The 25555-nt window shown below is 70.9% G+C and carries 22 protein-coding genes; 10 read left to right on the top strand and 12 right to left on the bottom strand.

From position 1 onward, the window contains the following. The 7 genes from C1I95_RS15695 to C1I95_RS15665 all read right to left on the bottom strand — a co-directional run. Nucleotides 1–1147 (bottom strand): pectate lyase family protein (locus C1I95_RS15695; RefSeq protein WP_111214579.1); only part of this gene is annotated, 1147 nt, incomplete at its 3' end. A 93-nt stretch (nucleotides 1148–1240) separates the two neighbouring features. Continuing rightward, nucleotides 1241–2602: a pectate lyase family protein gene (locus C1I95_RS15690; RefSeq protein WP_111214576.1), complete on the bottom strand. Its 1362-nt coding sequence runs from the start codon at nucleotides 2600–2602 to the stop codon at nucleotides 1241–1243. Between the two features lie 211 nt (nucleotides 2603–2813). Beyond that, nucleotides 2814–4019, bottom strand: coding sequence for a Gfo/Idh/MocA family protein (locus C1I95_RS15685; protein ID WP_233513687.1), 1206 nt, complete (start codon nucleotides 4017–4019; stop codon nucleotides 2814–2816). Between the two features lie 146 nt (nucleotides 4020–4165). After that, complete coding sequence (locus C1I95_RS15680; protein ID WP_111214574.1) at nucleotides 4166–5656, bottom strand: mannitol dehydrogenase family protein; 1491 nt, start codon at nucleotides 5654–5656, stop codon at nucleotides 4166–4168. Further along, a complete protein-coding gene (locus tag C1I95_RS15675) occupies nucleotides 5647–6948 on the bottom strand; it encodes an enolase C-terminal domain-like protein (protein WP_111214573.1) in 1302 nt (433 codons plus the stop codon). Before C1I95_RS15675 ends, C1I95_RS15680 begins: the two co-directional genes overlap by 10 nt. Further along, complete coding sequence (gene uxaC / locus C1I95_RS15670; protein ID WP_111214572.1) at nucleotides 6945–8372, bottom strand: glucuronate isomerase; 1428 nt, start codon at nucleotides 8370–8372, stop codon at nucleotides 6945–6947. The genes C1I95_RS15675 and uxaC overlap by 4 nt, the downstream gene beginning before the upstream one ends. 24 nt (nucleotides 8373–8396) lie before the next feature. Next, a complete protein-coding gene (locus C1I95_RS15665) occupies nucleotides 8397–9725 on the bottom strand; it encodes a Gfo/Idh/MocA family protein (RefSeq protein WP_111214571.1) in 1329 nt (442 codons plus the stop codon). 237 nt (nucleotides 9726–9962) lie between these two features. Between C1I95_RS15665 and C1I95_RS15660 the strand changes: the two genes are divergently transcribed. Genes C1I95_RS15660 through C1I95_RS15635 form a run of 6 tightly spaced genes read left to right on the top strand, consistent with a single transcriptional unit; the run spans nucleotide 9963 to nucleotide 15837 of the window. After that, on the top strand, nucleotides 9963–11093 hold the full coding sequence (locus C1I95_RS15660; RefSeq protein WP_111214570.1) for a LacI family DNA-binding transcriptional regulator: 1131 nt from the start codon (nucleotides 9963–9965) through the stop codon (nucleotides 11091–11093). A 19-nt stretch (nucleotides 11094–11112) separates the two neighbouring features. Further along, nucleotides 11113–12450, top strand: coding sequence for an ABC transporter substrate-binding protein (locus tag C1I95_RS15655; RefSeq protein WP_111214569.1), 1338 nt, complete (start codon nucleotides 11113–11115; stop codon nucleotides 12448–12450). A 31-nt stretch (nucleotides 12451–12481) separates the two neighbouring features. Further along, nucleotides 12482–13465 carry a carbohydrate ABC transporter permease gene (locus tag C1I95_RS15650; protein WP_111214568.1) on the top strand — a complete coding sequence of 328 codons (984 nt, stop codon included), beginning with the start codon at nucleotides 12482–12484 and terminating at the stop codon, nucleotides 13463–13465. Beyond that, the gene (locus C1I95_RS15645; RefSeq protein WP_111214567.1) at nucleotides 13465–14349 is read left to right on the top strand and encodes a carbohydrate ABC transporter permease; all 885 of its coding nucleotides are present in this window, start codon (nucleotides 13465–13467) and stop codon (nucleotides 14347–14349) included. Before C1I95_RS15650 ends, C1I95_RS15645 begins: the two co-directional genes overlap by 1 nt. Further along, nucleotides 14333–14965, top strand: a complete 633-nt coding sequence (locus tag C1I95_RS15640; RefSeq protein WP_111214566.1) for a hypothetical protein — start codon at nucleotides 14333–14335, stop codon at nucleotides 14963–14965. Before C1I95_RS15645 ends, C1I95_RS15640 begins: the two co-directional genes overlap by 17 nt. Continuing rightward, the gene (locus C1I95_RS15635) at nucleotides 14962–15837 is read left to right on the top strand and encodes a DUF6807 domain-containing protein (RefSeq protein ID WP_199523768.1); all 876 of its coding nucleotides are present in this window, start codon (nucleotides 14962–14964) and stop codon (nucleotides 15835–15837) included. Before C1I95_RS15640 ends, C1I95_RS15635 begins: the two co-directional genes overlap by 4 nt. Before the next feature lie 304 nt (nucleotides 15838–16141). On the opposite strand, the gene C1I95_RS15630 is transcribed toward C1I95_RS15635, so the two are convergent. After that, complete coding sequence (locus C1I95_RS15630; RefSeq protein WP_111214565.1) at nucleotides 16142–17164, bottom strand: LacI family DNA-binding transcriptional regulator; 1023 nt, start codon at nucleotides 17162–17164, stop codon at nucleotides 16142–16144. Nucleotides 17165–17303: 139 nt separating this feature from the next. On the opposite strand from C1I95_RS15630, the gene C1I95_RS15625 reads away from it, so the two are divergent. The 4 genes from C1I95_RS15625 to C1I95_RS15610 are packed head-to-tail and all read left to right on the top strand — an operon-like array spanning nucleotide 17304 to nucleotide 22836. Next, nucleotides 17304–18611 (top strand): ABC transporter substrate-binding protein, encoded by a 1308-nt coding sequence (locus tag C1I95_RS15625; protein ID WP_111214564.1) that lies wholly within the window; start codon nucleotides 17304–17306, stop codon nucleotides 18609–18611. Then, nucleotides 18608–19606 (top strand): carbohydrate ABC transporter permease, encoded by a 999-nt coding sequence (locus tag C1I95_RS15620; RefSeq protein WP_111214563.1) that lies wholly within the window; start codon nucleotides 18608–18610, stop codon nucleotides 19604–19606. The genes C1I95_RS15625 and C1I95_RS15620 overlap by 4 nt, the downstream gene beginning before the upstream one ends. 2 nt (nucleotides 19607–19608) lie before the next feature. Further along, nucleotides 19609–20469, top strand: coding sequence for a carbohydrate ABC transporter permease (locus C1I95_RS15615; protein WP_438941314.1), 861 nt, complete (start codon nucleotides 19609–19611; stop codon nucleotides 20467–20469). Between the two features lie 39 nt (nucleotides 20470–20508). Next, entirely contained in the window at nucleotides 20509–22836 is a 2328-nt protein-coding gene (locus C1I95_RS15610; protein WP_111214561.1) for a beta-xylosidase/alpha-l-arabinosidase, read from the top strand. A 98-nt stretch (nucleotides 22837–22934) separates the two neighbouring features. Here the strand turns inward: C1I95_RS15610 and yidC are convergent, their stop codons facing one another. From yidC to C1I95_RS35255, 4 genes are all read right to left on the bottom strand, one after another. Beyond that, on the bottom strand, nucleotides 22935–23921 hold the full coding sequence (gene yidC / locus C1I95_RS15605) for a membrane protein insertase YidC (RefSeq protein WP_438941313.1): 987 nt from the start codon (nucleotides 23919–23921) through the stop codon (nucleotides 22935–22937). Nucleotides 23922–24081: 160 nt separating this feature from the next. Beyond that, nucleotides 24082–24363, bottom strand: a complete 282-nt coding sequence (locus C1I95_RS15600) for a DUF6412 domain-containing protein (RefSeq protein WP_111214560.1) — start codon at nucleotides 24361–24363, stop codon at nucleotides 24082–24084. 37 nt (nucleotides 24364–24400) lie between these two features. Continuing rightward, nucleotides 24401–25171, bottom strand: coding sequence for a hypothetical protein (locus tag C1I95_RS15595; protein ID WP_111214559.1), 771 nt, complete (start codon nucleotides 25169–25171; stop codon nucleotides 24401–24403). 15 nt (nucleotides 25172–25186) lie between these two features. After that, nucleotides 25187–25555 (bottom strand): hypothetical protein (locus C1I95_RS35255; protein WP_111214558.1); only part of this gene is annotated, 369 nt, incomplete at its 5' end.

Genomic DNA, 25555 nt, shown 5'->3' with positions numbered 1-25555 from the left:
GCCCGGGCGTGGGGGTGGTCGGGGTCGGCGTCGGTGCCTGGGTCGAGCAGCTGCCGGTGGAGACCCGCATGCCCTTGTTGGCGCCGGCGGTCTGGCTGACGATGCTCGGCACGCAGCTGGCCCCGTCGAGGCTGTAGGAGTACGGGATGCTGACGGTGGTGTTGGACTGCGGGTTGGGGCCGGCCGGGTTGTTGTCGCTGCTGCGGCTGGACCAGGTCACGCTGTCGAAGACGTTGCCGCTGACCTGCCAGTAGCCGGCCTGGTTGGTGTAGAAGGTGCCCAGCACGTCCTTCGAGTTCCGGAAGTAGTTGTTGTCCACCTTGGCGCGCGCCCCGGCCCGGGAGTTGATGCCGGACTCCCGGATGTTCACGTAGTGGTTGTTGTAGATGTGCGCCGTGCCGCCGCGCAGCAGGGGCGCGCGAGAGTCGAGGTTCTCGTACAGGTTGTGGTGGAACGTGATGAAGTCGTTCGAGAGGTCGCTCTCGCTGGACCCGATGAGGCCACCACGGCCGGAGTTGCGCAGGATGCTGTACGACAGGGTCACGTACTGGGTGTTGTTCTTCATGTCGAAGAGGCCGTCGAAGCCCTCCGCCTCGCCACCCGAGGCCTCCAGGGTGACGTGATCGACCCAGACGTTGCGGACGTTGGCCTCCATGCCGATGGCGTCACCGCCGTTGGAGAGCGGCGAGCCCGACTTCTTGACGTTCCGGACGGTCACGTTCTGGATGACGATGTTGCTGGCCTCGCGGATGTGGATGCCCAGCTGGTCGAAGACGGCCCCGTTGCCGACCCCGATGATGCTGACGTTGCTGATCTGCTTGAGTTCGATCACGTCGGCGGCGGTGTTGCAGCTCGAGCCTGACACCTTGGTGGTGTTGCCGTGGTTGATGGTTCCCTCGACCTGGATGATGATCGGGGTGCTGCTGCTGGGCCGACTGCACAGGGCCGCGTGGATCTGGGTACCCGTGGTGGCGCGTACCGTCTGCCCGCCCGTACCCCCGGTGGTTCCACCGTTGCGGGTCGCGAAGCCGGTGGCGTTGCCGATCGCTGCCGATGCCTGGGGTGTCGTCAGGGCCACGCAGACCGCGGCCCCCATGGCCGTCGCGGCCAGCCCTGCCAGGAGTCGCAGTGCGACTGGTCGTCTCATCCTCGTCTCACCTTCCTTGCTGTTGGTGGTGGTAAGGAAGGGCCCCTTCTTAACGTCGGGTGTAGAGCAGGGGCCCCTTGTTAACAGCTGGGGCTACAGCGGCAGGCGGTCGGCGCCGGCGAGCGGGCCGACCACGAGTGGCACCAGCGGGGCCGGCAGCACCGGGCCGTGGCGCAGCGTCGGCGTCCAGCCGGCGTCGGGCGTCAGGTCGGGATCGTGTACGGCGTTGTAGGCGCCTACCAGGTCGACCGGACGCGGTAGCCCGCCCGCCGGCTTGACCCAGTTGCCCCGGGTGGTGATCGTGGTGCCGCCCCAGTCGTAGAGCAGGTCGGCGGCGCTGACGCGGGCGTCGAGGGTGAAGTGGTTGTTCTCGGCGTACACGGCGGACTGCACGCCGACGCCGATGGCGTACTCGAAGCCGTCGCCGCCGAGCTTGTACTGGTTGTTGTAGACGTCCACCTGGCCGAAGCGGACCCGGGGCAGCCGCTGCAACGACCCGTCGAACAGGTTGTGGTGCAGGGTGACGTTGAGCCGGCCGACGTCCGGGCCGACGGTGTTGGACGAGCCGATCAGCATCACCTTGTCCCGCGCGTCGAAGCGGTTCCAGGAGGCGGTGACCAGGCTGGCGGTGTGGGTGATGTCCAGCGAGCCGTCGTGCACCTGGTAGGGGCGGCCGAAGTGGATCGGCTGGGCGCTGTCGGGATTGTCCCCGTCGGTGAAGGTGTTGTGGTCGATCCAGACGTTCTCGCTGCGGCGCACCGAGAGCAGGTCGTACTGGGAGTTCCAGTTCCCGGTCTCGCCGTCGGTGGGGGACCAGGCGGGGAAGCAGTCCCGGGCGTCGTCGAAGGTGATGTTGCGGACGATCACGTTCGGAGCCCGGTCGATCATCAGGGTGAGGCCGGTCAGCCGTGCCCCGCGCAGCCCGACGATGGTGGTGTTCGGGCCGACGTTGATCTGGGTGTGTCGGGTCTGGTTGGTCACCGACCGCACCCGGGCCTCCTCCAGCGGCCCGCTAGGCGTCACCCGACCCCACACCGCCGGGTCGTACGCGGCCAGGTAGGCGTCCAGCGAGTACCCGGGGTCGGCCAGGTCGGCGCAGTCGAGCAGTCGGCCGTCGGCGCCCTCGAACCCGTCGATGGTGCCCTTGACGTACACGATCTTGGGCGTGGCGTCGGTGACGTTGGTGGCGTCGTCGCCGCCGAGCGCGGCGACCAGTTCGGCGCGGGTGGTGGCCACGTGGACCCGGTCGGCCGCCGCGGCGGAGCCTCCGGTGGTGCCCGGCCCGGCGGCGGCCCAGCCGTCGCCGGCCGGCAGGGTCTGCCGACCGAGCTGGCGGGCCAACGGTGACAGTGCGACCGCGCCACCCTCACCGGTCGGCGGGTGCGCCGCCGCCGGGGCCGGGGCGGCGGTCAGGGTGAGAGTGATCAATGCCGCGCCGGCGGCGAGTCTGCGCATCGGGTCGTCCGTTCCCTCGTCGTTGTTTCGTATTGATGACGAAGGTACGTTTATTGTTTTATCGCGGTCAATATGACTGATGTGCAGATTTGTTGCAGTAATTGCTTTCGGTCGGCATCGTCCCGACCTGTCCTGGTCGGGAAACCGCTGGTCATCGCGTTGACCTCGGTCCTGGATGGACCGGTTGTGTTGCAGTCTGTTGCGGCGCCTCCTATTCCGCTCTCGCTGAATCGACCCGCCAGGGATGGGTCGGTGCCGCAGCGGCGGTCCGCCATGGCGGAACCGCCCAGCCCACGCCGGACTCCGACGGCAGCGCGCCACGCTCGGCGGCCCGGCGCAGCACCTCGTTGACGCCCCGGATCCGCAGCACCCGCTGCGGCCCCTCGCCGACGGCGTCGACCAGCCCGTCGCCGAGCAGCGTCGGCTCGGGCGCCGCCCGCAGGGCGGTCAGTACGGCGGTGAACGGTGCGGTCCGGGCCAGTGGCGCGATCAGCGGCACCCGCGGATCGGCCCGGTGGGCGAGCAGGTTCTCCAACAGTCCCCGCCGGCCGGGCACCTCGCGGGGCGCGTCGTCGCCGGGCAGCAGCAGCCGGTCCGTCGGGTACTCCAGCACGGCCCGCCCGGCGCTGCCGGTGACGATCACCTCCCCGGCGACGAAATCCTCCCCGGCGAGCGTCACCGCGGCCACGATCGGCGGCCCGTGGCGCGGACGTACCCGCAGCACGGTGGTGTCGTCGACCTCGATCGGCCGGACCCGGTACCGCTCCACCTCGATGCCGGCGGGCTCCACCGGCCCGCCGCCGACCGCCTCGGCAACCGCCAGGCACTGCATCACCGCGTGCGCGAGGGGGTTGGCCAGGGCGCCGTCGAGCACCGGCCGACCGTCGAGGAAACGCCGCCCGGCCCACGGGACGCGGGCGTAGTAGGCGTCCGGACGCTGCCAGGCGGCGACCGTGGCGATGCCGGTGACCGTACCCAGCCGGCCCGCCGCCACCGCCTCGGTCAGCGCGGTCAGCGCCGCCGAGCCGAGCGCCTGGAACCCGACCTGCGCGACCCGGCCGGTGGTGGCCAGCGCCCCGGCCAGTTCCTCGTGCTCGCCGCTGGACAACACCGGCGGTTTCTCCAGCAGCAGGTCCGCGCCGGCGGTCGCCGCGTCCCGGGCGATCGGCAGGTGGGTGTGCGGCGGGGTGCAGATCACCACCACGTCCGGTGTCACCTCGGCGAGCATCGCCCGGTGGTCGGTGAAGAGCCGGGTGTCGGCCGGCACCGGCGCCGTCGGCTCCTCCTCCGGCGGCCGGGTGTCGACCAGGGCGACCAGCCGTACCCGTCCCGCGTCGTGCAGCGCGCCGATCACCCGCCGGTGCCACCGCCCGTGCCCGTTCGCCCCGACCAGCGCCACCCGGGCCGCAGGCGCCACGCCCGCTGCGGCCGCCGCAGCCGCCCGGCGATCCTCGCCCGCAGCGGGCGCCGCAGCCGCCCGGCGATCCTCGGCCGCTGCACGCACCGTGTTAATAGGGGGCCCTTCCTCTACACCAGGCGTTAAGAAGGTGCCCTTCCTTTCACTCATGCGGCGCCGGCCAGGGTGGGGGGTACGCCGTGGCGGTGCAGGTCGGTGAGCCAGGCGACGACGTCCGCGCGGACCTCGTCGTCGGCGGCCACCTCGGGCGGGACGACCTCGGCCAGGGCGAACACCGCGTGCACCGCTCCGGTCGGGGTCTGCGGTGCGGCGGCCAGGGCCGCGCGGATCCGCTCGGCCAGCGGGTCGTCCAGCGGCAGCGGCCGGCCGTCGTCGGCGGTGCCCTGGGCGAACCGGATCCAGGCGGCCACCACCAGCGCGGCCCAACGCGCCGACCGGCCGGCGGCGCGTAGGTCGGCGATGGTGTGCAGGATCCGCTGCGGCAGCTTCTGCGAGCCGTCCATCGCCACCTGCAACGTGCGGTGCCGGATCGCCGGGTTGCCGAAGCGGGCCAGCACCTGCTCGCCGTAGTCGACCACGTCGACGCCCTCGGGTGGGGTGAAGCTGGCCGCCACGTCGTCGGCGATCAGCCGGCGCAGCACGGCGGCCAGGTGCGGCAAGGCGAGGGCGTCCGCGATCGTCTCGCAGCCGGCCAGCGCGCCGAGGTACGCGGTGGCCGAGTGCACGCCGTTGAGGGCGCGCAGCTTCAGCCGCTCCCACGGCCCGGCGTCGGCGCAGAGCACCGCCCCGGCGCGGTCCCAGGCGGGCCGGCCGCCCGGGAAGTCGTCCTCGATAACCCAGTGGGCGTACGGCTCGGCGGCCACCGCCGCCAGGTCCTCGACGCCGAGCGCCCGACGGGCCGCGGCCAGGGTCTCCGGGGTGCTGGCCGGCACGATCCGGTCCACCATGGTGCCCGGGAAGCCGACCTGCGTACCCACCCATTCGATCGCCGGCTCCGGTGCGCCCGCGTACGCCAGCGCCTGGGTGACCAGGCCACGCAGCCGGCGGCCGTTGGCGGGCAGGTTGTCGCAGCTGACCAGGGCGATCGGCCCGGCGTCGGCGGCGGCCCGGGCCAGCAGGCCGCGGACCAGCAGCCCCGGCACGGTGGCCGGTGGCCGGTCGGTGGTCAGGTCGGCGACCAGCGCCGGGTCCGGGCGCAGTGTGCCGCCGGCCGGGTCGAGCTGGTACGCCTTCTCGGTCACGGTCAGCGTGACCACCCGGATCGCCGGGTCGGCCAGCAGCGCCACCACCGCCGGCGGGTCGGCGGCGGCCAGCCGCACCCCGGCCAGCGCCCCGACCACCCGGGTGTGCTGGTCGGCAGCGGACAGCGTACTCACGCTGAACAGGTTGTCCTGCGCGGCCAGGGTCCGCACCAGTTCGGCGTTGCGCGGGGCGACCCCGACGATGCCCCAGTCGCCGCCGGCCAGGCCGATCGCCTGCTCGGTGTAGACCGCCTGATGGGCCCGGTGGAACGCGCCGATCCCCAGGTGGAGCACGCCGGCGGCGACGCTGCCCGGGCGCACCAGCGGTCGGGCCTCGGCGGGCAGTCGGCGCAGCGCGCCAAGGTCGAGTCGGGACGCGCCCACGGTCACCGCCATGCCGGACCGTCCGGAAAGCGGTACGTGGCGATCGACTCGGGGCGCATGGTGGCGCTGTAGCCGGGCGCGGTCGGCAGCAGGTACCGCCCGCCGCGGGTACGCACCGGGTCGACGAAGTGTTCGTGCAGGTGGTCGACGTACTCCACCATCCGGCCGGTCAGGCTGGTGCCCACCCGCAGGAAGTCGAAGACCGCCAGGTGCTGCACATACTCGCAGAGCCCGACGCCACCGGCGTGCGGGCAGACCGGCACCCCGAACTTCGCGGCCAACAGCAGCTCGGCAAGGACCTCGTCGACCCCGCCGACCCGGCAGGCGTCGATCTGCATCACGCCGATCGCCTCGGCCTGCAACAGCTGCTTGAAGATGACCTTGTTGGCGGCCACCTCGCCGGTGGCCACCCGGCACCGGCCGCCGGTCAGCTCGGTGACCGCGCGGGCGATCCGGGCGTGGCCGAGCACGTCGTCGGCGTGCGTCGGCTCCTCGATCCAGTACGGGTCGACCTCGGCGAGCGCGGTCATGTTGGTGATCGCCTCGTCGACGTCCCACACCTGGTTGGCGTCCATCATCAGCAGCGCGTCCGGGCCGATCTCGTCCCGGATGATCCGGGCCCGGCGCAGGTCGTCGGCGGGCGGGCCGCCGACCTTCATCTTCATCGCCCGCCACCCGTCGGTGTACGCGGCCCGGGTCAACGCCCGCACCTTGTCGTCCGGGTAGCCGAGCCAACCCACCGAGGTGGTGTACGAGGGGAAACCGTCGCGCTCCAGCAGGGCGAGCCGGCCGGCGAGCCCGTCACGCCCCTTGTCCAGGATGGCGGCGGCCTCGTCGGCGGTGAGCGCGTCGGTGATGTGCCGGAAGTCCACGCTGGCGACGAGTTCGTCGGTGGGCAGCTCGGCAAGGTAGCGCCACATCGGCTGGCCGGCCAGCTTGGCCCGCAGGTCCCACACCGCGTTGACCAGCGCGCCGGTGGCCATGTGGATGACCCCCTTCTCCGGGCCCAGCCAACGCAGCTGCACGTCGGCGACGAGGGTGCGCCAGAAGGCCACCGGCTCGGCGGCGATCTCCTCGACCGTACGGGCCACCAGGTGGTGTTGCAGGGCGCGTACGGCGGCGCAGGTGATCTCGTTGCCCCGGCCGTTGGTGAAGGTGAACCCGGCGCCGGTCGGCCCGTCGTCGGTGCTCAGCTCCACGTAGGTGGCCGAGTAGTCGCCCCGGTTGATGGCGTCGGACCCGTCGCCGCTGGCGGCGGTGGGGAACCGCACGTCGTGCACGGTGACGTCGGTGATGGTGGTCATGAGATCTCCCCGAATTTGAAGACCCGCTTCGGCAGCCGGTACGCCAGGTCGACGATGGTCTCGGCGGCCTCGTCCATGGGCAGCCGGTGCTCGGCGACCAGCCGGGCCAGGAAGCCGGCGTCGACGCGGCGCGCCACGTCGTGGCGGACCGGGATGGAGCAGAACGCCCGGGTGTCGTCGACGAACCCGGCGGTGTTGTAGAAGCCGGCGGTCTCGGTGACCGTCTCCCGGAACCGGCGCAGCACCTCGGGCGAGTCCAGGAACCACCAGGGCGCGCCGAGCAGCAGCGCGGCGTAACCGCCCGCGAGGGGCGCCAGCTCCCGGGTGAAGGTGTCCTCGTCGAGGGTGTAGACCACCACCCGCAGCCGGGGGTCGTTGCCGTACGCGTCCAGCAGCGGGGCGAGGGCGTGCACGTACTCGGTGACCTGCGGGATGTCGCCGCCGACGTCGCGGCCGTGTCGGGCGTGCAGCCACCGGTTGTGGTTGCGGACCGCGCCGGGGTGCAGCTGCATGACCAGCCCGTCGTCGAGCGACATGCGGGCGAACTCCAGCAGCATGTGGGCTCGGAACGCCTCCGCGTCGCCCGGCTCGGCCCGGCCCCGGCGGGCCCGGTCGAACAGCGTCGCCGCGTCCGCGCCGAGGTCCAGCGTGCGGGCGGTGGGGTGACCGTGGTCGGAGGAGGTGGCTCCGGCGGCGATGAAGGCGGCCCGCCGCGAGCGTAGGGCGGCCAGGTAACCGGCGTACCTGCCGGTGTCCTCGCCGGCGATCTCACCGAGCCGGTCGACGTTGGTCGACCAGCCGTCGAACTCCAGGTCCACCACGTTGTCCGGGCGGAACGTGGTGACCACCCGCCCGCCGGGGCCGCCCCAGCCGTCGGTGGCCAGCTTGGCGTGCCGGCCCAGGTCGTCCAGCGGCGACTCGGTGGTGGCGAGCACCTCGATGTTGAACCGCTCGAACAGCGCCCGGGGCCGGAAGTCGGGCTCGGCGAGCCTGGCGGCCAGCGCGTCGTACACCTCGTCGGCGGTCTGCGGCGACAGTCGGGTGTCGACGCCGAACACCTCGGTGAAGGTCTGCTCCAGCCACAGCCGCGACGGGGTGCCCCGGAACAGGTGCCAGTGCTCGGCGAAGCGCCGCCAGATCCGCCGCCCGTCGGTCTGCACCGGGCTGCCGTCGAGGCTCGGCACGCCCAGCTCGGCCGGGGCGACGCCCTGGCTGAGCAGCATCCGGGTCAGGTAGTGGTCGGGCACGATGAGCAGCTGGGACGGGTCGGGAAACGGCTGGTCCTCGGCCAGCAGCGCCGGGTCGACGTGCCCGTGCGGGGAGATGACGGGCAGCTGCGCCACCAACGCGTACAGCTCCCGGGCCAGGGCGCGTTGGCCCGGCTCGGCGGGGAGGAGCAGATCGGGTCGGGTCGAGGTGGGCACGGAATGCGGCTCCTGTGGTCGAGGTCAGTCGAGGGTGAGCAGGTCGGCGACCCGGACGGGGGTGCCGGTGTCGAAGGACCGGTTGGCGGCCAGGCCGGTGAGCAGCGCGAGGGCGCCGTCGTGGGCGCTCGCCGCCCGGTGCAACGGATCGGGTACGCCGCCGAACAGCACCTGGGTCATCCGGGCGTCCGCGCCGCCGTGGCCGTGTCGGGTGTACCCGTCGACCTCGATCCGCCGCGGCGGGGACCAGTACGGGCGCAGGGTCAGCGTGGCCGCACCACCCTCGGCGGCGGCCTGGTCGCCGTGCAGGGCGGCGCCCTTGAGCGCGCCGGCCGCGGCGGGGCTGACGAACTCGCTCTCGGTGACCTCCAGTTCGAGGCGGCCCCGGCTGCCGTTGACCATCACGCGGTAGCCCTCCCACGGCGCGTACGCGGTGAGGTGGTAGGTCATGGTCGCGCCGGTGGAGTAGGTGGCCAGCACCGCCATGTCGTCTTCGATGCTCACCCCGGGGGCGAAGACGTTCTGGTCGCGGTGGTAGCCGTCCTCGGCCTCGGCGTCGAGGTACAGCTCACGCAGCCGGGGGTGCTCGGCCAGGCGCAGCGCGAACGGGTCGTCGTCGGCGGCGGGGGAGGCGTGCGCCCGGTGGTAGTCGCGGGCGTAGCCGTGCCGGCGACCGGCTTCGCCGTAGAAGAACAGCCGGCCGGCGGCGTACACCTGCACCGGTGTGGCGTCCAGCCACCAGTTGACCAGGTCGAAGTGGTGGCTGGCCTTGTGCACCATCAGCCCGCCGGAGGCGGCCTTGTCGCGGTGCCAGCGGCGGAAGTAGTCGGCGCCGTGGCGTACGTCGAGCAGCCACTCGAAGTGCACCGAGCCGATCTCGCCGACCGCACCGTCGGCGAGCAGCCGCCGGACCTGCTCGTGCAGCGGGTTGTAGCGGTAGTTGAAGGCCACCGTCACCCGCCGGCCGGTACGTCGTACCGCGTCGAGGATGCGCTGGCAACGCGGTGCGTCGGTGGTCATCGGTTTCTCGGTGACCACGTCGCAGCCGGCCTCCAGCGCGGCCACCACGTACTCGTCGTGGGTGACGTCCACCGAGGTCACCAGGACGACGTCGACCCGCTCCTTCGCCAGCATCGCGGTGAAGTCGTTGGCGTGGTAGGTCGGCACGGGTGGGTGGCCCAGCTCGCCGAGCCACCGGTTGTGGGCGTCCATCCGGGCCTGGTTGACGTCGGCGAACGCGACCAGTTCGGCGCTGTCGGCGTGGTCGCGGACCAGCGCCCGGACGAACATCTCGGCGCGGGCGCCGGTGCCGACCACGGCGTGCCGGGCCCGCCGGCCGGGTTGCGGTGACACAGACCGATCCTCCTCGATCTTTGTGCAAACCTTTGCAGTGAAGTAACCACGATCGATTGGTTGGAGTCAACGGGGGCGTTGCTAATCGGTGGCTTTTGCGCCGATTAATGGGTTTTAGAGCGCTTGATGGGAGCGCCTCCGCAACACAGCTGTAATCATCCGCCGTTGACACTGGAGCAACCGTTTGCATTAATTGGCGACACCGTGACCGCCGACACATCGACGAAGGGGGTCTGAATGCCAGTCACCATCCGGGACGTCGCACGGGCCTCCGGAGTGCACATCTCCACCGTCTCCCGCACCTTCTCCGCGCCCCACCTGGTCAACCCGGAGACCCGGGTACGGGTGCTGGCCTGCGCCGAGGATCTGGGCTACCGGCCCAACCGGGCCGCCCGCGCACTGATCACGGGTCGTACGCACAACATCGGGCTGATCATCGCCGACATCGCCAACCCGTTCTTCCCACCCCTGATCAAGGCGGCCGAGAGCCAGGCCCGGCATCGCGACTACCACGTCTTCGTGGCCGACACCAACGAGGACGCCGCCGCCGAGGAGGAACTGGTCCACGCCCTGGCCAAGCAGGTCGACGGGGTGCTGCTGTGCAGCCCGCGGATGAGCAACAGCCTGATCGAGCAGCTCAGCCGGGAGGTCCCGCTGGTGGTGGTCAACCGCCAGCTGGCCGGCCTGCCGTGCGTCCTGATGGACGTCGGACAGGGCGCCCGGTCCGCCATCGAGCACCTGGTCGGGCTGGGCCACCGGGAGATCGCCCTGCTCGGCGGGCCGCGTGGCTCCTGGACCAGCCGCGAACTCCGCCGGGCTGCCAGCGCCGCGGCCCGGGCCGCCGGGGCCGACCTGACCGTGCTCGGCCCCAACCCGCCCACCGAGAGCGGGGGCCTGGCCCAGGCGGAGCAGGTCCGCCGGGCCGGCGTCACCGCCGTGCTCGCCTACAACGACCTGATGGCGATCGGCCTGCTCGAGGGGCTCGACGCACTCGGGGTCCGGGTGCCGCAGGAGGTCAGTGTCGTCGGCGTCGACGACATCAGCCTGAGCCGGCTCACCCGACCCAAGCTGACGACGGTGGCCACACCCACCGCGGCCGCCGGCCGGACGGCCGTCGACATGCTGCTGCAACAGGACACCGAACTCCCGCGCACCGGGCGGGGGAGCGGTGCCGCCGTGGCCGTCGGCGTCCGTCGTACCACCGCACAGGTAATGCTCCAGACCGAGTTGGTCATCCGCGACTCCACCGGGCCGGGTCCCTACGCCGGCCGGGAACGTCCCGGTGCCACTGCCGCAGGCCCGGGCCCGCATCGCCGTGCGGACCCGGGCGGCCCGACCGTGGCCGCCGGTGACGTCGTCGCCTCCTAACGCCAAGGAGTGAGCGCACATGCACCCCGCAACGCACCCCACCAGCGCGCCCGACGGGCGCTCCTACCGTACTCCCCGGCTGCGCCGCCGGTTGCTGCGCGGCCTGCTGGCCGCGGTCGTCGCTCTGCCGCTGGTCGGCGCGGCCGCCGCCTGCGGCGACGACGCCGGAGCCGACGGCAAGACCAAGATCTCCATCTTCTGGTGGGGCGGTGAGGCTCGGGCCCAGCTCACCGAGCAGGCCCTGGACCTCTACACCAAGAAGAACCCCGATGTCACGTTCGAGAAGACCTGGCAGGCCAACCAGGGCTACTTCGACAAGCTGGCCACCCTCACCGCCGGTGGCAACCCGCCGGACCTCTTCCAGATCGACGACAACTTCCTCGCCGAGTACGCCGCCCGCAACACCACCCTGGACCTCGCCTCGTACCAGGAGTCGGGCAAGCTCGACACCACCAAGTTCCCGCCCAGCCTGCTCCAGTACGGCGTGGTCGACGGCAAGCTCGCCGGCCTGGCCGCCGGGGAGAACACCCAGGGCCTGGTCTACAACAAGACCCTGCTGACCAAGAACGGGCTACCCGAGCCGACCACCGGGATGAGCTGGGAGGAGCACATCGCCTGGGCCGAGCAGGTGGCCAAGAAGACCAAGGTGCCCGGCACCCAGGACCCCAGCGCCGACTACAAGGCGTTCTGGGTCTGGCTGCGCCAGCAGGGCAAGGACCTCTACTCCGGCAGCGAACTCGGCTTCACCGCCGAGGACGTGACCAGGTGGTTCGAGCTGTGGAAGGGCGCCCGGGACCGGGGCGCCACGCCTACCGCCGACGTCATCCACGAGGGCAACCAGACCGACATCACCAAGCAGCTCGTGGTGACCGGCAAGGCCGCCACCAGCTGGGTCTGGGTCAACCAGATGCCGGAGTTGAAGAAGAACACCGCCGACGAGCTGGGTGTCATCGCGTACCCGGGTGACCCGAGCGCGCAGTGGGCCCGCGCCTCGATGTACTGGTCGGTCTTCCGGGGCAGCAAGAACGCCGAGATCGCGGTCGACGTGATCAACTTCCTTTCCAACGACCCGGAGGCGGTCAAGCTGCTCGGCACCGACCGTGGTCTGCCGTCCAACCTGGACCTGCGCCGGGTGGTCAGCGACGACACCACCGACGCGGCGATGAAGCAGTCCATCACCGTGGAGACCGAGCTGGCCGAGAAGTTCGGCGAGTCGCCGCAGGTGCCGATCAAGGGCCACAGCAAGGTCCGGGCCGAGCTGATCAAGGCCGCCGAGAACGCCCAGTATGGCCGGGCCACCCCCGCCGAGGCCGCGGCGCAGTTCGTCGCGGCCAGCCAGGCAGCAATCGCATCCTGACCCCGCCGCAGTACCCGGAGAGGAGCAGTTCGTGGCTCTGACCACGGCGCCCGACCCGACCCGCCGCGGCAGCGGATCCGTCCGGCCCCCCGCCACCCGGCGCGGGACCGGACGGATCCGGCACGGGGAAGGTCTGGCCGGCTACGTCTTCCTGTCGCCCTGGCTCATCGGCCTGATGGCCATCACGGCGATGCCCATGCTGTTGTCGCTCTACCTCAGCTTCACCAACTACGACATCCTCACCCCGTGGTCCGAGGTGGAGTGGGTCGGGCTGGCCAACTACGAACGGATGTTCACCAGTGATCCGTCGTGGTGGCACTCGGTACGGGTCACGCTCAGCTTCGCCCTGATCGCCGTACCGCTGAAACTCGCCGCGGCGCTCGGGGTGGCCCTGCTGCTCAACCGGGCCTGGCGCGGGGTCGGGCTGTTCCGCGGCCTGTTCTACCTGCCGTCGCTGCTCGGCGGCAGCGTCGCGCTGGCCATCGTCTGGGTGAACATGTTCAACCGCGATGGGGCGTTCAACTCGTTCCTCGCCCTGTTCGGCATCGAGGGCAAACCCTGGGTCAACGACCCCGACTGGGCGCTGGAGACGCTGATGGTGCTCGCCATCTGGCAGTTCGGCGCGCCGATGGTGATCTTCCTGGCCGGGCTCAAGCAGGTACCGACCGAGCTGTACGAGGCCGCCTCGGTGGACGGGGCCGGCAAGCTGCGGCAGTTCGTCAACGTCACCCTGCCGATGCTCTCCCCGGTGATCTTCTTCAACCTGGTGCTGGAGACCATCAACGGCTTCCAGGGCTTCACCGCCGCGTTCGTGCTCAGCAACGGCACCGGCGGGCCGGTCGACTCGACCCTGATGTACACGCTCAACCTCTACATCACCGGCTTCACCGACCTGGAGATGGGCTACGCCTCCGCGATGGCCTGGGTGTTCCTGATCGCCATCGCCCTGATCACCGTGCTCTTCTTCAGCACCGGCCGGTTCTGGGTGCACTACTCCGACGGGGAGGACCGCTGATGGTGGCGAGCACCGTGGCCCCGCCCGTGACGGCCCGCCCGCAACGCCCGCGCAGCCGCTCCTGGCTGCGGCTGATCGTGCTGCTGGCCATCGTCGCGGTCGTGCTCTACCCGCTGATCTGGATGATCGGCACCTCGGTGAAGTCGCAGGAGGAGATCGTCAACAACATCGGCCTGCTGCCGCGGCAGTTCACCCCGGGCAACTACACCGACGGCTGGACCAACTTCGACGTCAGCTTCGGCCGGTTCTTCCTGAACAGCGCCACCGTCAGCCTGCTCACCGTGGTCGGCAACGCGGTGAGCTGCCTGCTGGCCGCGTACGCCTTCGCCCGACTGAAGTTCCGGCTACGCGGGATGTGGTTCGCCGTCATGATCGGCACCCTGCTGCTGCCCGGTCACGTGCTGATCGTGCCGCAGTACATCCTCTTCCGCAGCCTCGGCCTGGTCGGCGGCGACTGGCCGTACCTGCCGCTGCTGATCCCGCAGTTCCTCGCCACCGAGGCGTTCTTCGTCTTCCTCATGGTGCAGTTCATGCGCGGCATCCCGCGCGAGCTGGACGAGGCGGCCCGGATCGACGGCGCCAACGCGTTCGGCATCTTCCGGCACGTCATCCTGCCGTTGAGCCGGCCGGCGCTGGTCACCACGGCGATCTTCTCGTTCATCTGGACCTGGAACGACTTCTTCCGGCAACTGGTCTTCCTGTCCAGCCTGAGCGACTACACCGTCCCGGTGGCGCTGACCCTGTTCATCGACTCGACCAGCCAGAGCGCGGTCGGCCCGATGTTCGCCATGTCGGTGCTCTCCCTGCTGCCGGTCTTCCTGTTTTTCGTCGCCTTCCAACGGATGCTCGTCGAGGGGATCAACACCAGTGGACTCAAGGGCTGACCAGCGTGCCGACCGCGGCGAGCCGCGCCGGGACTGGCGGGACACCGTCCGCGACGGCGCCGACCTGGCGCTGCTGGGCATCCTGACCGTGCTCGCCGCCGTGCCGGTGCTGACCGCCGGCGCCGCGGTCGGCACCGCCAGCGCGGCGGTGCACGACTGGCTCACCACCGGCAGCTGGCCGACCGCGCGGCACACCCTGTCCCGGTTCGGCCGCGGCCTGCTGCCCGGCCTGCCGGCCACCCTGCTCGGGCTCGCCGCCGTCGGCCTGCTCGCCGTCGACCTGACCGCACTGGCCGACGGTCGGGTGCCGGGCGGTGCGGCGGCGCTGAGCCTCACCACCGCCGTCGCGGCGGCCCTGCTCGGCTACGCCGCCTCGGTGGTGGTCGAGGTCGGCCGGACCGGCGGCACCGGGTGGCGGGCGGCGGCCGTCCGAGGCGCCCGCGCCTGCCTCGACCACCCCGCGCACTGGGCCGCCCTGGCCGGCACCGCCACCGTCGCCGCGCTGCTCGGCGTCCTGGTCACGCCGGTCGCGGTGCCGATCCTCGCCGGGTACGCCCTGGCCGCCGTGCACGCCGTCGCCCGCCACCGGCCGGTCACCCACGCGGAGCTGTCGTGACCGCCCCCGGCCCGTCGCCGGCCGACGGCGCCGACCCCCACCTGCTGGTCGGCGGTACGCCGGTGGCCCGGTACGTGCTCGCCCCCGACCTCGACGGCAAGCACGGACCCCGGCCGTACCTGCACCCGGTGCGGACCCTGGCCGGCACCCGGGTCACCGACGCGCTCCCCGCCGACCATGTCTGGCACCTCGGCGCCTCCCTGGCCGTGCAGGACGTCGACGGCACCAACCTCTGGGGCGGCCGGACCTACGTCCGCGACCTCGGGTACGTCTGGCGCGCCGACCACGGCCGGATCGTGCACACCGGGTGGGCGCACCGCGCGGCCGACCGGCTCGACCACCATCTGGAATGGCGCGACCCGACCGGCGGCGTCCTGCTCACCGAGCGACGCTCCCTCGCCGCCTCCGCGCTGCCCGGGCACCCCGGCGCCTGGCGGCTCGACGTCACCAGCACCCTCACCGCACCCGCCGGACGGGACGTCACGCTGGGCAGCCCGGCCACCAACGGCCGCCCCGACGGGGCCGGCTACGGCGGATTCTTCTGGCGGACGGTGGCGGCTGAGCCGCCCGACGTGTTCACCGCCGCGCTGGACGGTGAGGAGGCGGTCAACGGGTGCGCGCAGCCGTGGGTGGCGCTGCGCGGACACGGGCCGGACGGTGGCGCGTACACCCTGGTCTTCAGTGGTCTCGGCCCGGACGACCGGTGGTTCGTCCGGACCACCATGTACCCGGGGGTGTGCGTGGCCTTCGCCTTCGACCGGCCCGCGACCATCCCCGCCGGCACCGGCCGGCCCGGCCACTACCGGGTGGTCGTCGCCGACGGCACACTCGATCGCGCCACCGCCGCCGCCCTGGCGGAGCCGCAGCCGTGACCGCCGAGGACGGGGCGCCAGCCGAGGTGGCGACCATCGGTGAGTCGCTGGTGGTGCTTGATCGGGATCGGGTGCTCTCGCCGGCCTGCCCTCACGGATCGTGAGGTCGACAAGCTGGGCTTGGGCGGTCGTCGGGGGCGTGGTCTGCTCGATCCAGGATCGAGGGCCCTCGCAGACCGACTGATGCCACTCGATCCTGGATCGAGCGTGACCATGCTCGGCTTGACCCGGACGCGTCCATGGCGGGAGCTGGGAGCGTGCGATATCAGGATCAATCTGGTCATGTCGCCGCGACCTGTTCTGCCTAGAGAGGCGAGCTGGGCGGGGAATAGGGGCGGCAGGAGGCGCGGACGACCAACTCGGTGGGCAGCCGGATGTGGCTGTCGCGTTCGACGCCGGCGATCAGGTCGACGAGCAGGCGCAGCGCCTCGGCGCCCATCCGCTGTATCGGTTGCATGATCGTCGTCAGCGGCGGGTTGACCAGCGCCGACTCCGGGACGTTGTCGAAGCCGATCACGGAGAGGTCGTCGGGCACCGACAGGCCCATGCATCGGGCGACATCCATGGTGGAGATCGCGGAGAGGTCGTTTCCGGCGAAGACCGCGGTCGGCCGGTCGGGGAGCGCGAGCATCTCCGCGGCCGTACCGGCGGCGCTCTCGATCCGGAACCCGCCGACGCGCACGAGCCGTTCGTCCACCGCCACGCCGGCGTCGGCCATGGCCTGGCGGAAGCCCGCCTCCCGCAGGCGTGACGACTCGAGGTCGGCGCGTCCGCTGATGTGCGCGATGCGGCGGTGGCCGAGCGACAGCAGGTAGTTGGTCGCGAGCACGGCGCCGGCGAAGTTGTCGGAGTCGACGGTGGGCAGGCCCGACGGGCCCGTGTGGGGGTCGACGGCCACGACGTGGAAGCCCTGCTTGGTCTCCACCACGGTGGGTGTGACGATCACGGCCCCGTCGATGAGCGTGCCGGACAGGCGCGCGAGGGAGCGTCGTTCCCAGCCGACGGCCGTACCAGCGGCGTCCCCGCTGGAGTAGGCCAGCAACTGGTAGCCGGTGCCGGTCACCTCCGCGGACGCCCCCTTGAGCAGCTCGGTGGAGAACGGCTCGAACTCGGCGACCAGGATGCCCAGCACGTTGGTGCGGTGGCTGCGCAGGCTCTGTGCACCCAGGCTGGCCTCGTACCCGAGCTGGTGGATGACCTGCTGGACGCGCTCCACGGTCGCCTGCGCCACGCCATACCGGCCATTTACCACCTTGGAGACGGTTGCCACGGAGACGCCGGCCGCGCGGGCCACGTCCGACATGTTCACACGCTGCGGGAACGCCACGCCGACGATGATAGAGGGCCGTCCGGAGCTCGCCGACGGCGAGTCGAAAACGTTATCGACACCGATTGACACTCGATTACGTGGCTGTAAAACTCGCCGGCAGGCCGAGCACCGCGACTTACTAGTCGAGGAGACACCGATGGCTATAAAGCGCCGCGCAACCACCTTCCTAGCGCTGTCCATCACCACCGCACTGCTTGTCGCCGGCTGTGGCGGCGGCGAGTCCGATGCGCCACCCGAGAGCGAGCTGTTCAAGAACCCGGTGACCCTGACCTGGTGGCACAACGCCTCCCAGGACGGGCCCGGCAAGACCTACTGGGAGAAGGTCGCCAAGGACTTCAACACCCTCCACCCCACGGTCACGATCGAGATCGAGGGGATCGAGACCAACCAACTCCAGCGCACCCGGCTCCCCGCCGCCCTGCTGAGCAACGACCCGCCGGACATCTTCCAGGCCTGGGGTGGTGGCGAGATCCGTGAGCAGGTGGAGGCCGACTACCTCAAGGACATCACCGGCCAGGTCGCGGCGGAGGTCGCCAACATCGGCAGCTCCGCCGAGATCTGGGCGGTGAACGGCAAGCAGTACGGCCTGCCGTTCCGGATGGGCATCGAGGGCATCTGGTACAACAAGGACATGTTCGAGCGGGCCGGCATCACCGCCCCGCCGGCCACGTTCGACGAACTCAACGATGCTGTCACCAAGCTCAAGGCCATCAACGTCATCCCGATCGCCGTCGGCGCCGGGGACAAGTGGCCGGCCGCGCACTGGTGGTACAACTTCGCGCTGCGCGCCTGCTCGGTGGACACCCTGAAGAAGGCGTCCCTCGACCTGAACTTCGACGATCAGTGCTTCGTCAAGGCCGGCGAGGACCTCAAGGCCTTCATCGCCACCGAGCCGTTCCAGCGGAACTTCATCGCCACGCCGGGTCAGAACGACCCGACCAGTGCGAACGGTCTGCTCGCCAACGGCAAGGCCGCGATGGAGCTGATGGGTGACTGGAACAAGGGCACCCTGGAGACGGTGGCCGAGGACGAGGAGGCCCTCAGCAAGTTCATCGGCTGGTTCCCGGTGCCGGCGATCGCCGGTTCCGCCGGTGACCCGAAGGCGGCGCTCGGCGGCGGCGACGGGTTCGCCTGCGCCAAGAACGCCCCGGCCGAGTGCGTCGAGTTCCTCAAGTACATCGTGAGCCCCGAGGTGCAGAAGGGCTACGCCGAGACCGGCACCGGCCTGCCCGTCGCCAAGGGTGCGGAAGCCGGCGTCGCGGACCCGGCCCTGAAGTCGATCCTGGAGGCCACCACCGGCGCGACCTACGTGCAGCTCTGGTTGGACACCGCCTTCGGCAGCACCGTCGGCAACGCGATGAACGACGCGATCGTCGCCATCTTCGCCGGCAACGGCACGCCTCAGCAGGTCGTCGACGCAATGAAGTCGGCTGCCCGCAAGTGACCTCGACCAACCAGACCCGGAACCCCGTCGGCGGCGTGTCCGCGCCGCCGACGGGGCTTCGGCCCGCCGGACGCCCGTCCGTCCGGTCCGCCGAGACCCGACGCAAGTGGTACGAGATCATCGGGCTCACCACCCCGGCGATCGTCGTGTACGTGATGTTCGTGCTGGTGCCGATGGGCTTCGCCTTCTACTACAGCCTCTTCCGCTGGCGTGGTGTCGGCCCGCCCACCGACTACGTCGGCTTCGACAACTACGTACTCGCCTTCCAGGACCCGATCTTCCTCGACGCGCTGCGCAACAACGCGATCATCGTGTTCGGGTCGCTGCTGGTCCAGGGGCCCATCGCCCTGGGCGTGGCCCTGCTGCTCAACCGCAGCTTCCGTGGTCGTACGGTGTTCCGCCTGCTGGCGTTCGTGCCCTACGTGCTCGCCGAGGTCACCGTCGGCATCATGTGGAAGCTGATCCTGACCGACAACGGCACGTTCGACGCGCTGCTGCGGGCCGTCGGGCTCGGCGGCCTGGTGCAGGCCTGGCTCGCCGACCTCGACCTGGTCATCTGGACGCTGCTGTTCATCCTCACCTGGAAGTACGTCGGGTTCGCCATCATCCTGCTGCTCGCCGGCCTGTCGAACGTGCCGCAGGAGCTGAACGAGGCCGCCTCGATCGACGGCGCGAGCTGGTGGCAGATCCAGCGTCACGTCACGCTCCCGCTGCTGGGCCCGACGATCCGCATCTGGATGTTCCTGTCCATGATCGGTTCGTTGCAGGTCTTCGACGTGATCTGGGTGACCTCGGTGCCTGCGGTACGGTCGCTCGGCGCGTCGGCCACCATGGCGACGTACATGGTGGACAACGGTTTCTTCGCCCGCCTGTGGGGCTACGGAAACGCGGTGGCCGTCATCCTGTTCGTCATCTCGTTCGTCGCGGCGTTGCTGTTCCAGCGCTTCCTGCTCCGTCGTGACATCCAGGGCGCCATCACCAGAAGGGCAAACTGACCGTGACCGCGAACGCCGTCCTGTCCCCGCCCGACAAGCGCCGCCCGGTGCAGTGGAGCAACCCGATCACGTACGGCCTGGCGCTCGCCGTCGCGGCCGTGTCGATCGCCCCGGTGGTCTACGTGATCGTCGGTGGTTTCCGCACCACCCCGCAGATCGTCGCGAACCCGGCCGGGCTGCCCGACCCGTGGGTCTGGGACAACTACGCGCGGGTGCTGACGCAGAGCAACTTCTGGAAGCAGGCGTTCAACAGCGGGGTGATCGCCCTGGGTACGACGCTCGGCGTCGTGCTGCTCGGGGTCTGCGCCGCGTTCGTGCTCGCCCGGTACACCTTTCGGGGGCGTGAAGTGCTCTACACCTTCTTCACGCTCGGCCTGCTCTTCCCGGCCGGGGCCGCGATCCTGCCGCTCTACCTGATGCTGCGCGACCTCAGCCTGATCAACTCCTACTACGCGGTGATCCTGCCTCAGATCGCCTTCTCGCTGCCGCTGACCATCGTGATCCTGCGCCCCTTCCTCGCCGCCGTCCCCCGCGAGTTGGAGGACGCCGCCGCGATCGACGGCAGTGGCCGGCTCGGCTTCCTCTGGCGCATCCTGCTCCCGTTGTCGCGGCCCGCGCTGGTCACCGTCGGAATCCTCGCGTTCGTGGCGAGTTGGAACGCGTTCCTCCTGCCGCTGCTCGTCCTCGGCGATGCCAACCTGCACACCCTGCCGCTCGGTGTGCAGAACTTCTCCAGCCAGTACACCTCCGACACGGCCGGAATCCTCGCCTTCACCTCGCTGGCGATGCTGCCGGCACTACTTTTCTTCACCTTCGCCGAGAAACAGATCGTCGGAGGCCTACAGGGTGCGGTCAAGGGCTGAAGCGGCAGCCGCACGAGCACAACCAAGGGAAGGCACAGCATGACTGAGGTCCACGGGGTGGTGGGTGCGCCGGTGCCGGCACAGCCGGGCCATGACCGGTCCGGCCGGCGGGATGAGCCGGCCGGCGAGGCGCGCGTACGGGAACTGCTCGGTCGCATGACGATCGAGGAGAAGGTCGCGCAGCTCGTCGGCTTCTGGGAGAAGGAGGACGGCGAAGCCGTCGCACCGCTGCAGGGCGAGTTCGGCGATGTCGGCAAGCTGGAGAGCTTCTCCCGGCACGGCCTGGGCCATCTCACCCGGGCGTACGGCACCCGCCCCGTCGACGCCGCGGAACGCGCGTCATGGCTCTGGAAGTTCCAGTCGGACCTGGTGACCGGCACCCGGCTGGGCATACCGGCGATCGTCCACGAGGAGTGCCTCACCGGGCTCTCGGCGTGGAAGGCCGCCACCTTCCCCACTCCGTTGGCCTGGGGTGCCGCGTTCGATCCCGAACTCGTCACCGAGATGGCCGTCGCGATCGGGGCGTCGATGCGGGCCCTGGGCGTCCACCAGGGTCTCGCCCCGGTGCTCGACGTGATCCGGGATCCCCGCTGGGGCCGGGTCGACGAGTGCATCGCCGAGGACCCGTACCTGGTCGGGACCGTCGGCACGGCGTACGTGCGGGGCCTGCAGTCGCAGGGAGTGCACGCCACACTCAAGCACTTCGCCGGCTACTCCGCCTCGCGCGCCGGGCGCAACTTCGCCCCGGTGCACGCCGGCCCCCGGGAACTCGCCGACGTGCTGCTCGTCCCGTTCGAGATGGCGATCCTCGACGGCGACGCGCGTTCCGTCATGCACTCGTACGCCGAGATCGATGGCGTACCGGTCGCCGCCGACCCGACCATGCTGACCGGTGTGCTGCGGGACCGGTGGGGCTTCGACGGCACAGTGGTGGCCGACTACTACGGCGTGGCCTTCCTGAACCTGCTGCACCACGTCGCCGGCGACCACGCGGAGGCGGCCGTGCAGGCGCTGACCGCCGGTGTCGACATCGAGCTTCCGACGGGCGACGCCTACCTGACCCTGATCGAGACGGTCAGGTCGGGCAAGATCGACGAGGGGCTCGTCGACCGGGCGGTGCTGCGGGTGCTGCGCCAGAAGTTGGAACTCGGTCTGCTCGACGCCACGTTCGACGTCGAACCGGCCCAGTCGGTCGACCTCGACTCACCCGAGCACCGCGTGATCGCCCGCCGCCTCGCCGAGCAGTCGATCATCCTGCTCACCAACCAGGACGCACTCCCGCTGCCCGCCGGGCGACGGGTGGCGGTCCTCGGCCCGAACGCCGACCGGCAGGCGGCGCTCTTCGGGTGCTACTCCTTCCTCAACCACGTGCTCGCCCAGCACCCCGATGTGGAGACCGGGATCGAGGTGCCGACGGTCCTCGACGCGCTGCGGTCCGAGTTCGGTGCCGATCTCGTGAGCTGGGCGCGTGGCTGCGACGTGGACACCGAGGACCGGTCGGGTTTCGGGGAGGCGGTGGCCGCGGCGTCGGCCGCGGAGGTCGCCGTACTGGTCGTCGGCGACCACGCCGGCCTTTTCGGGCGCGGAACGGTCGGCGAAGGCTGTGACCGGGACGACCTGGAGTTGCCCGGGGTCCAGCGCGAACTGGTCGAGGCGGTGCTGGCGACGGGCACGCCGGTGGTCCTGGTGCTGCTCACCGGCCGGCCGTACGCGATCGGCTGGGCACTGGCCCGCTGCGCGGCGGTGGTGCAGGCGTTCTTCCCCGGGGAAGAGGGTGCCGGCGCGATCGCGGGCGTGCTCTCCGGGCGGGTCAACCCGTCGGGCAGGCTGCCGGTCAGCCTGCCCGCCTCGGCCGGCGCGCAGCCGTACTCGTACCTGCATCCCACGCTCGGTGAGGGCAGCGAGGTGACCAACCTGCCGGCGACGCCCGCGGCGCCGTTCGGCCACGGGCTGTCCTACACGACCTTCGAGCACGCCGACCTGACGGCGCCCGCCACGGTGCCGACCGACGGCGCGTTGCAGGTGACCGTGCGCGTCACGAACAACGGCGCGGTCGCCGGCGACGAGGTGGTCCAGCTCTACGGCCGGGACCTGGTGGCCTCGGTGACCCGGCCGGTGGCGCAGTTGCTCGGCTACCGGCGGGTCCACCTGGCGCCGGGCCAGTCGGCCACGGTCGAACTGACGGTACCCACGACCCGTCTGGCCTTCTCCGACCGCACCCTCACCCGGGTGGTGGAGCCCGGCGACGTCGAACTCTGGGTCGGTACCAGCGCGCGGCGGGACACGCAGGCGCGAACCACGTTGGTGGGTGACACCGTGCCCGTCACCAACGCCTCCGCCCGCTGGACCACGACCGAGGTCAGCTGACGCCTCCGTAACGTGATCCTGACGGTGGATCCTGATTGTGGATCCTGGTAGGTCCCGCCGCCGGGACGTACCAGGATCCACCGGGTGCGGTCCGCCGTTCAGCGCCGGGTCGCGCTGCCCCGCCTGGGGTTGGCCGGCTTGGCGCCGACCTTGGGGGCGAGCGACTTCGGCGTGACCGGAGCGGCCTCGTTGCCGCGCTTGTCGGCGGCGGTGGTCTTGGTCGCCGCCCGCGCCGAGCCTGCCCGCTGGTCCGCGCGGGTGCCGCCGTTCGTGGCTGGCGGCGGGTACTTGCGCAGCACCCAGGTCTGCTGACCGAGCGAGAAGAGATTCGTGGTCACCCAGTAGATGATCACGCCGATCGGGAAGATCAGGCCCGAGATGAGCAGCGAGAACGGGATGCCGTAGAGCATCAGCCGCTGCACCATCTTCTGCTGCGGGTCCTCGGCCCACCCGCTGCGCAGGATCATCTGCCGGCTGGTCAGGAACGTCGTGGCGATCATCGCGACGATCAGGATCGCGGCGACGATCTTGACCGCGAGGCCGTCGGCACCGAGCAGGGACAGCTCCTCCGCCGTGGACCTGAAGCTGGCCGCGATGGGAGCGCCGAACAGCTTCGCGGACGACGCGCTGTCGAACTGGGTGACCGACCAGCCGTACAGCGTCTTCATGTGCTCCGGCATCGTCGGCTTGAGGTGACGCAACACGTGGAACAGGCCCAGGAAGACCGGGATCTGCACCAGCATTGGCAGGCAACCCATCAACGGGTTGGCCTTCTCCGTCCGGTAGAGCTCGACGAGCTCCTTCTGCATGGTCTCCCGGTCGTTCTTGTGTTTCTCCTGGAGCTCCTTGACCCTCGGCTGCAACGCCTGCATCGCCCGCTGCGACTTGATCTGCTTGACGAAGACGGGGAACAGGATGCCCCGGACGGTGAGCACCAGGAAGACGATGCCGAGCACCCAGCTCCAGTTGGTGCCGAGCAGGGTCGTGTCGCCGAACAGCCGCTGCCAGGCGGCATGCCAGAACAGCAGGATTCCGGAGATGGCCCCGTAGATCACCGCCATCAGAGGGCTGAAGAGCGTACTCATCGCACCACCCCGGCGACGAGTGGCGACCGGACGGCGGGTACGCCGATGGACGAATTAGACATGGAAGACCCCTCGAAGTTGCGACCTACGACTGGAACGAACCGAAAACAGTCACCAAGCGGTCGCCGACGAGCGGCAGGAGAACGAGCGAGAGAAAGGCTCAGGCGACCGCGAGGGTCGCCGTCGGGGCCCTGGGCCGAGCGCGGCCGGCGGCATCAGGATCACGATGGCGCGGTACGCCCGTCCGCCCGGAGCGTTCGCGCAGAATCCGGCGGGTGATCCGCAGGTCGGGATCGGCACCCACCCGCTGGAGCAGGATCGAGGCGGAGAGCACGACAGCCAGCAGCGCGGCGGTGGCCGCGGCCGTGCCGGAGAGCATGCTGGACGCACCGACGTCGGCCAACACGCCGACGAGGTACCAGAACATGCCGAGCCCGATCACTCGTCAACCATAGCTGGCATGTGCACGCGCCGCGGCCCTAGCGGTCGGGGTCGGGCTCGGCGCGGAGGGCGGCGGTGGCGCGGATGGCCTTGACGATCGCCGGGATCGAGCCGATCAGCAGCACCACGGCCCAGATGATCGCGATGATCGCGAAGACGAGTGCGCCGATGTCGTCGAGGATGCTCACCACGATCACCGGCAGCAGGTGGTGCAGGAACTCCAGCACCACCGTGCAGAGCAGGCTGGTCAGGATCAGCAGTACCAGGCCCTTGTTCTGGAGGAACTTGGGCTGGGCCAGGAGCAGCAGCCCGGCCCAGGCGAGTTTGAGCAGCAGCACCAGGCCGAGCAGCACGGCAGCGTCGCCGACCGGGAAGAAACCCCAGAGCGCCAGGTACGCCAGCGTGCCGAACGGCGGGGCCAGGAACAACGAGACCATGATCATCAGTTCGATGAAGGCGACGATCAGCGCCACGAACGCCACGATGATCAGGATGATCGAGAAGATCAGGGTGGCCACGCCCTGCACCCGCCCCTGGATCCGCTCGGGCAGCACCAGCCCCAGGCAGAACAGCCCGGTCGTCCAGAGCGCCACCGCGTCGATCAGCGCCAGGTAGCCGGTGCCCCGGCCGGACGGTTCGCTGACCCCGCTCACGTCGCCGACCTCCACCCCGAGGTCCCCGGCGCTGCCGACCAGCGCCGCGCCGGCGTCCCCGCCGCCCAGCAGCAACCCGGCGCCGACCTCGACCCCGACCGCCAGCACCAGGGCGAGCATGGCCAGCAGCAGGAACGGCTTGCGTAACGCACCCATCCCGACCTCCCCGCCTCAGGACTCCGCGACCGTGACCAGGCAGCCGCCGGGGCAGCTCACCACCACCGTGGTGGCCCGGTCCACGGCGATGCGGGCCACCGCGCCGGTGCCGTCGGCGGCCGGGGTGACCGTGTCCTCGACGGTGAAGCCGGCGTCCCCGGGTGCCTGGGCCTCGACCGTGAACGCGTCCGGGCCGCGCAGGATCAGGGTGCGCAGCCCGTCCGGGTCGGCGACGCGCAGCGCGCAGCGCCCGGTGACGGCCAGCCGTCCCGGCGCCTCGGCGCAGTCCGCGTCGACGGTGGCCGGGTCGACCGCGCTGCGCCCGCCGCCGGCCCGGCCCAACAGGTCGACCAGCGCGTAACGTCCCGCCGGATCACCCCGGCC

It is taken from the genome of Micromonospora craterilacus, assembly GCF_003236315.1.
Taxonomy (GTDB): Bacteria; Actinomycetota; Actinomycetes; order Mycobacteriales; family Micromonosporaceae; genus Micromonospora; species Micromonospora craterilacus.
Note: the sequence above shows the minus strand (reverse complement) of the source record. Positions and strands in the feature narration are given on the sequence as shown.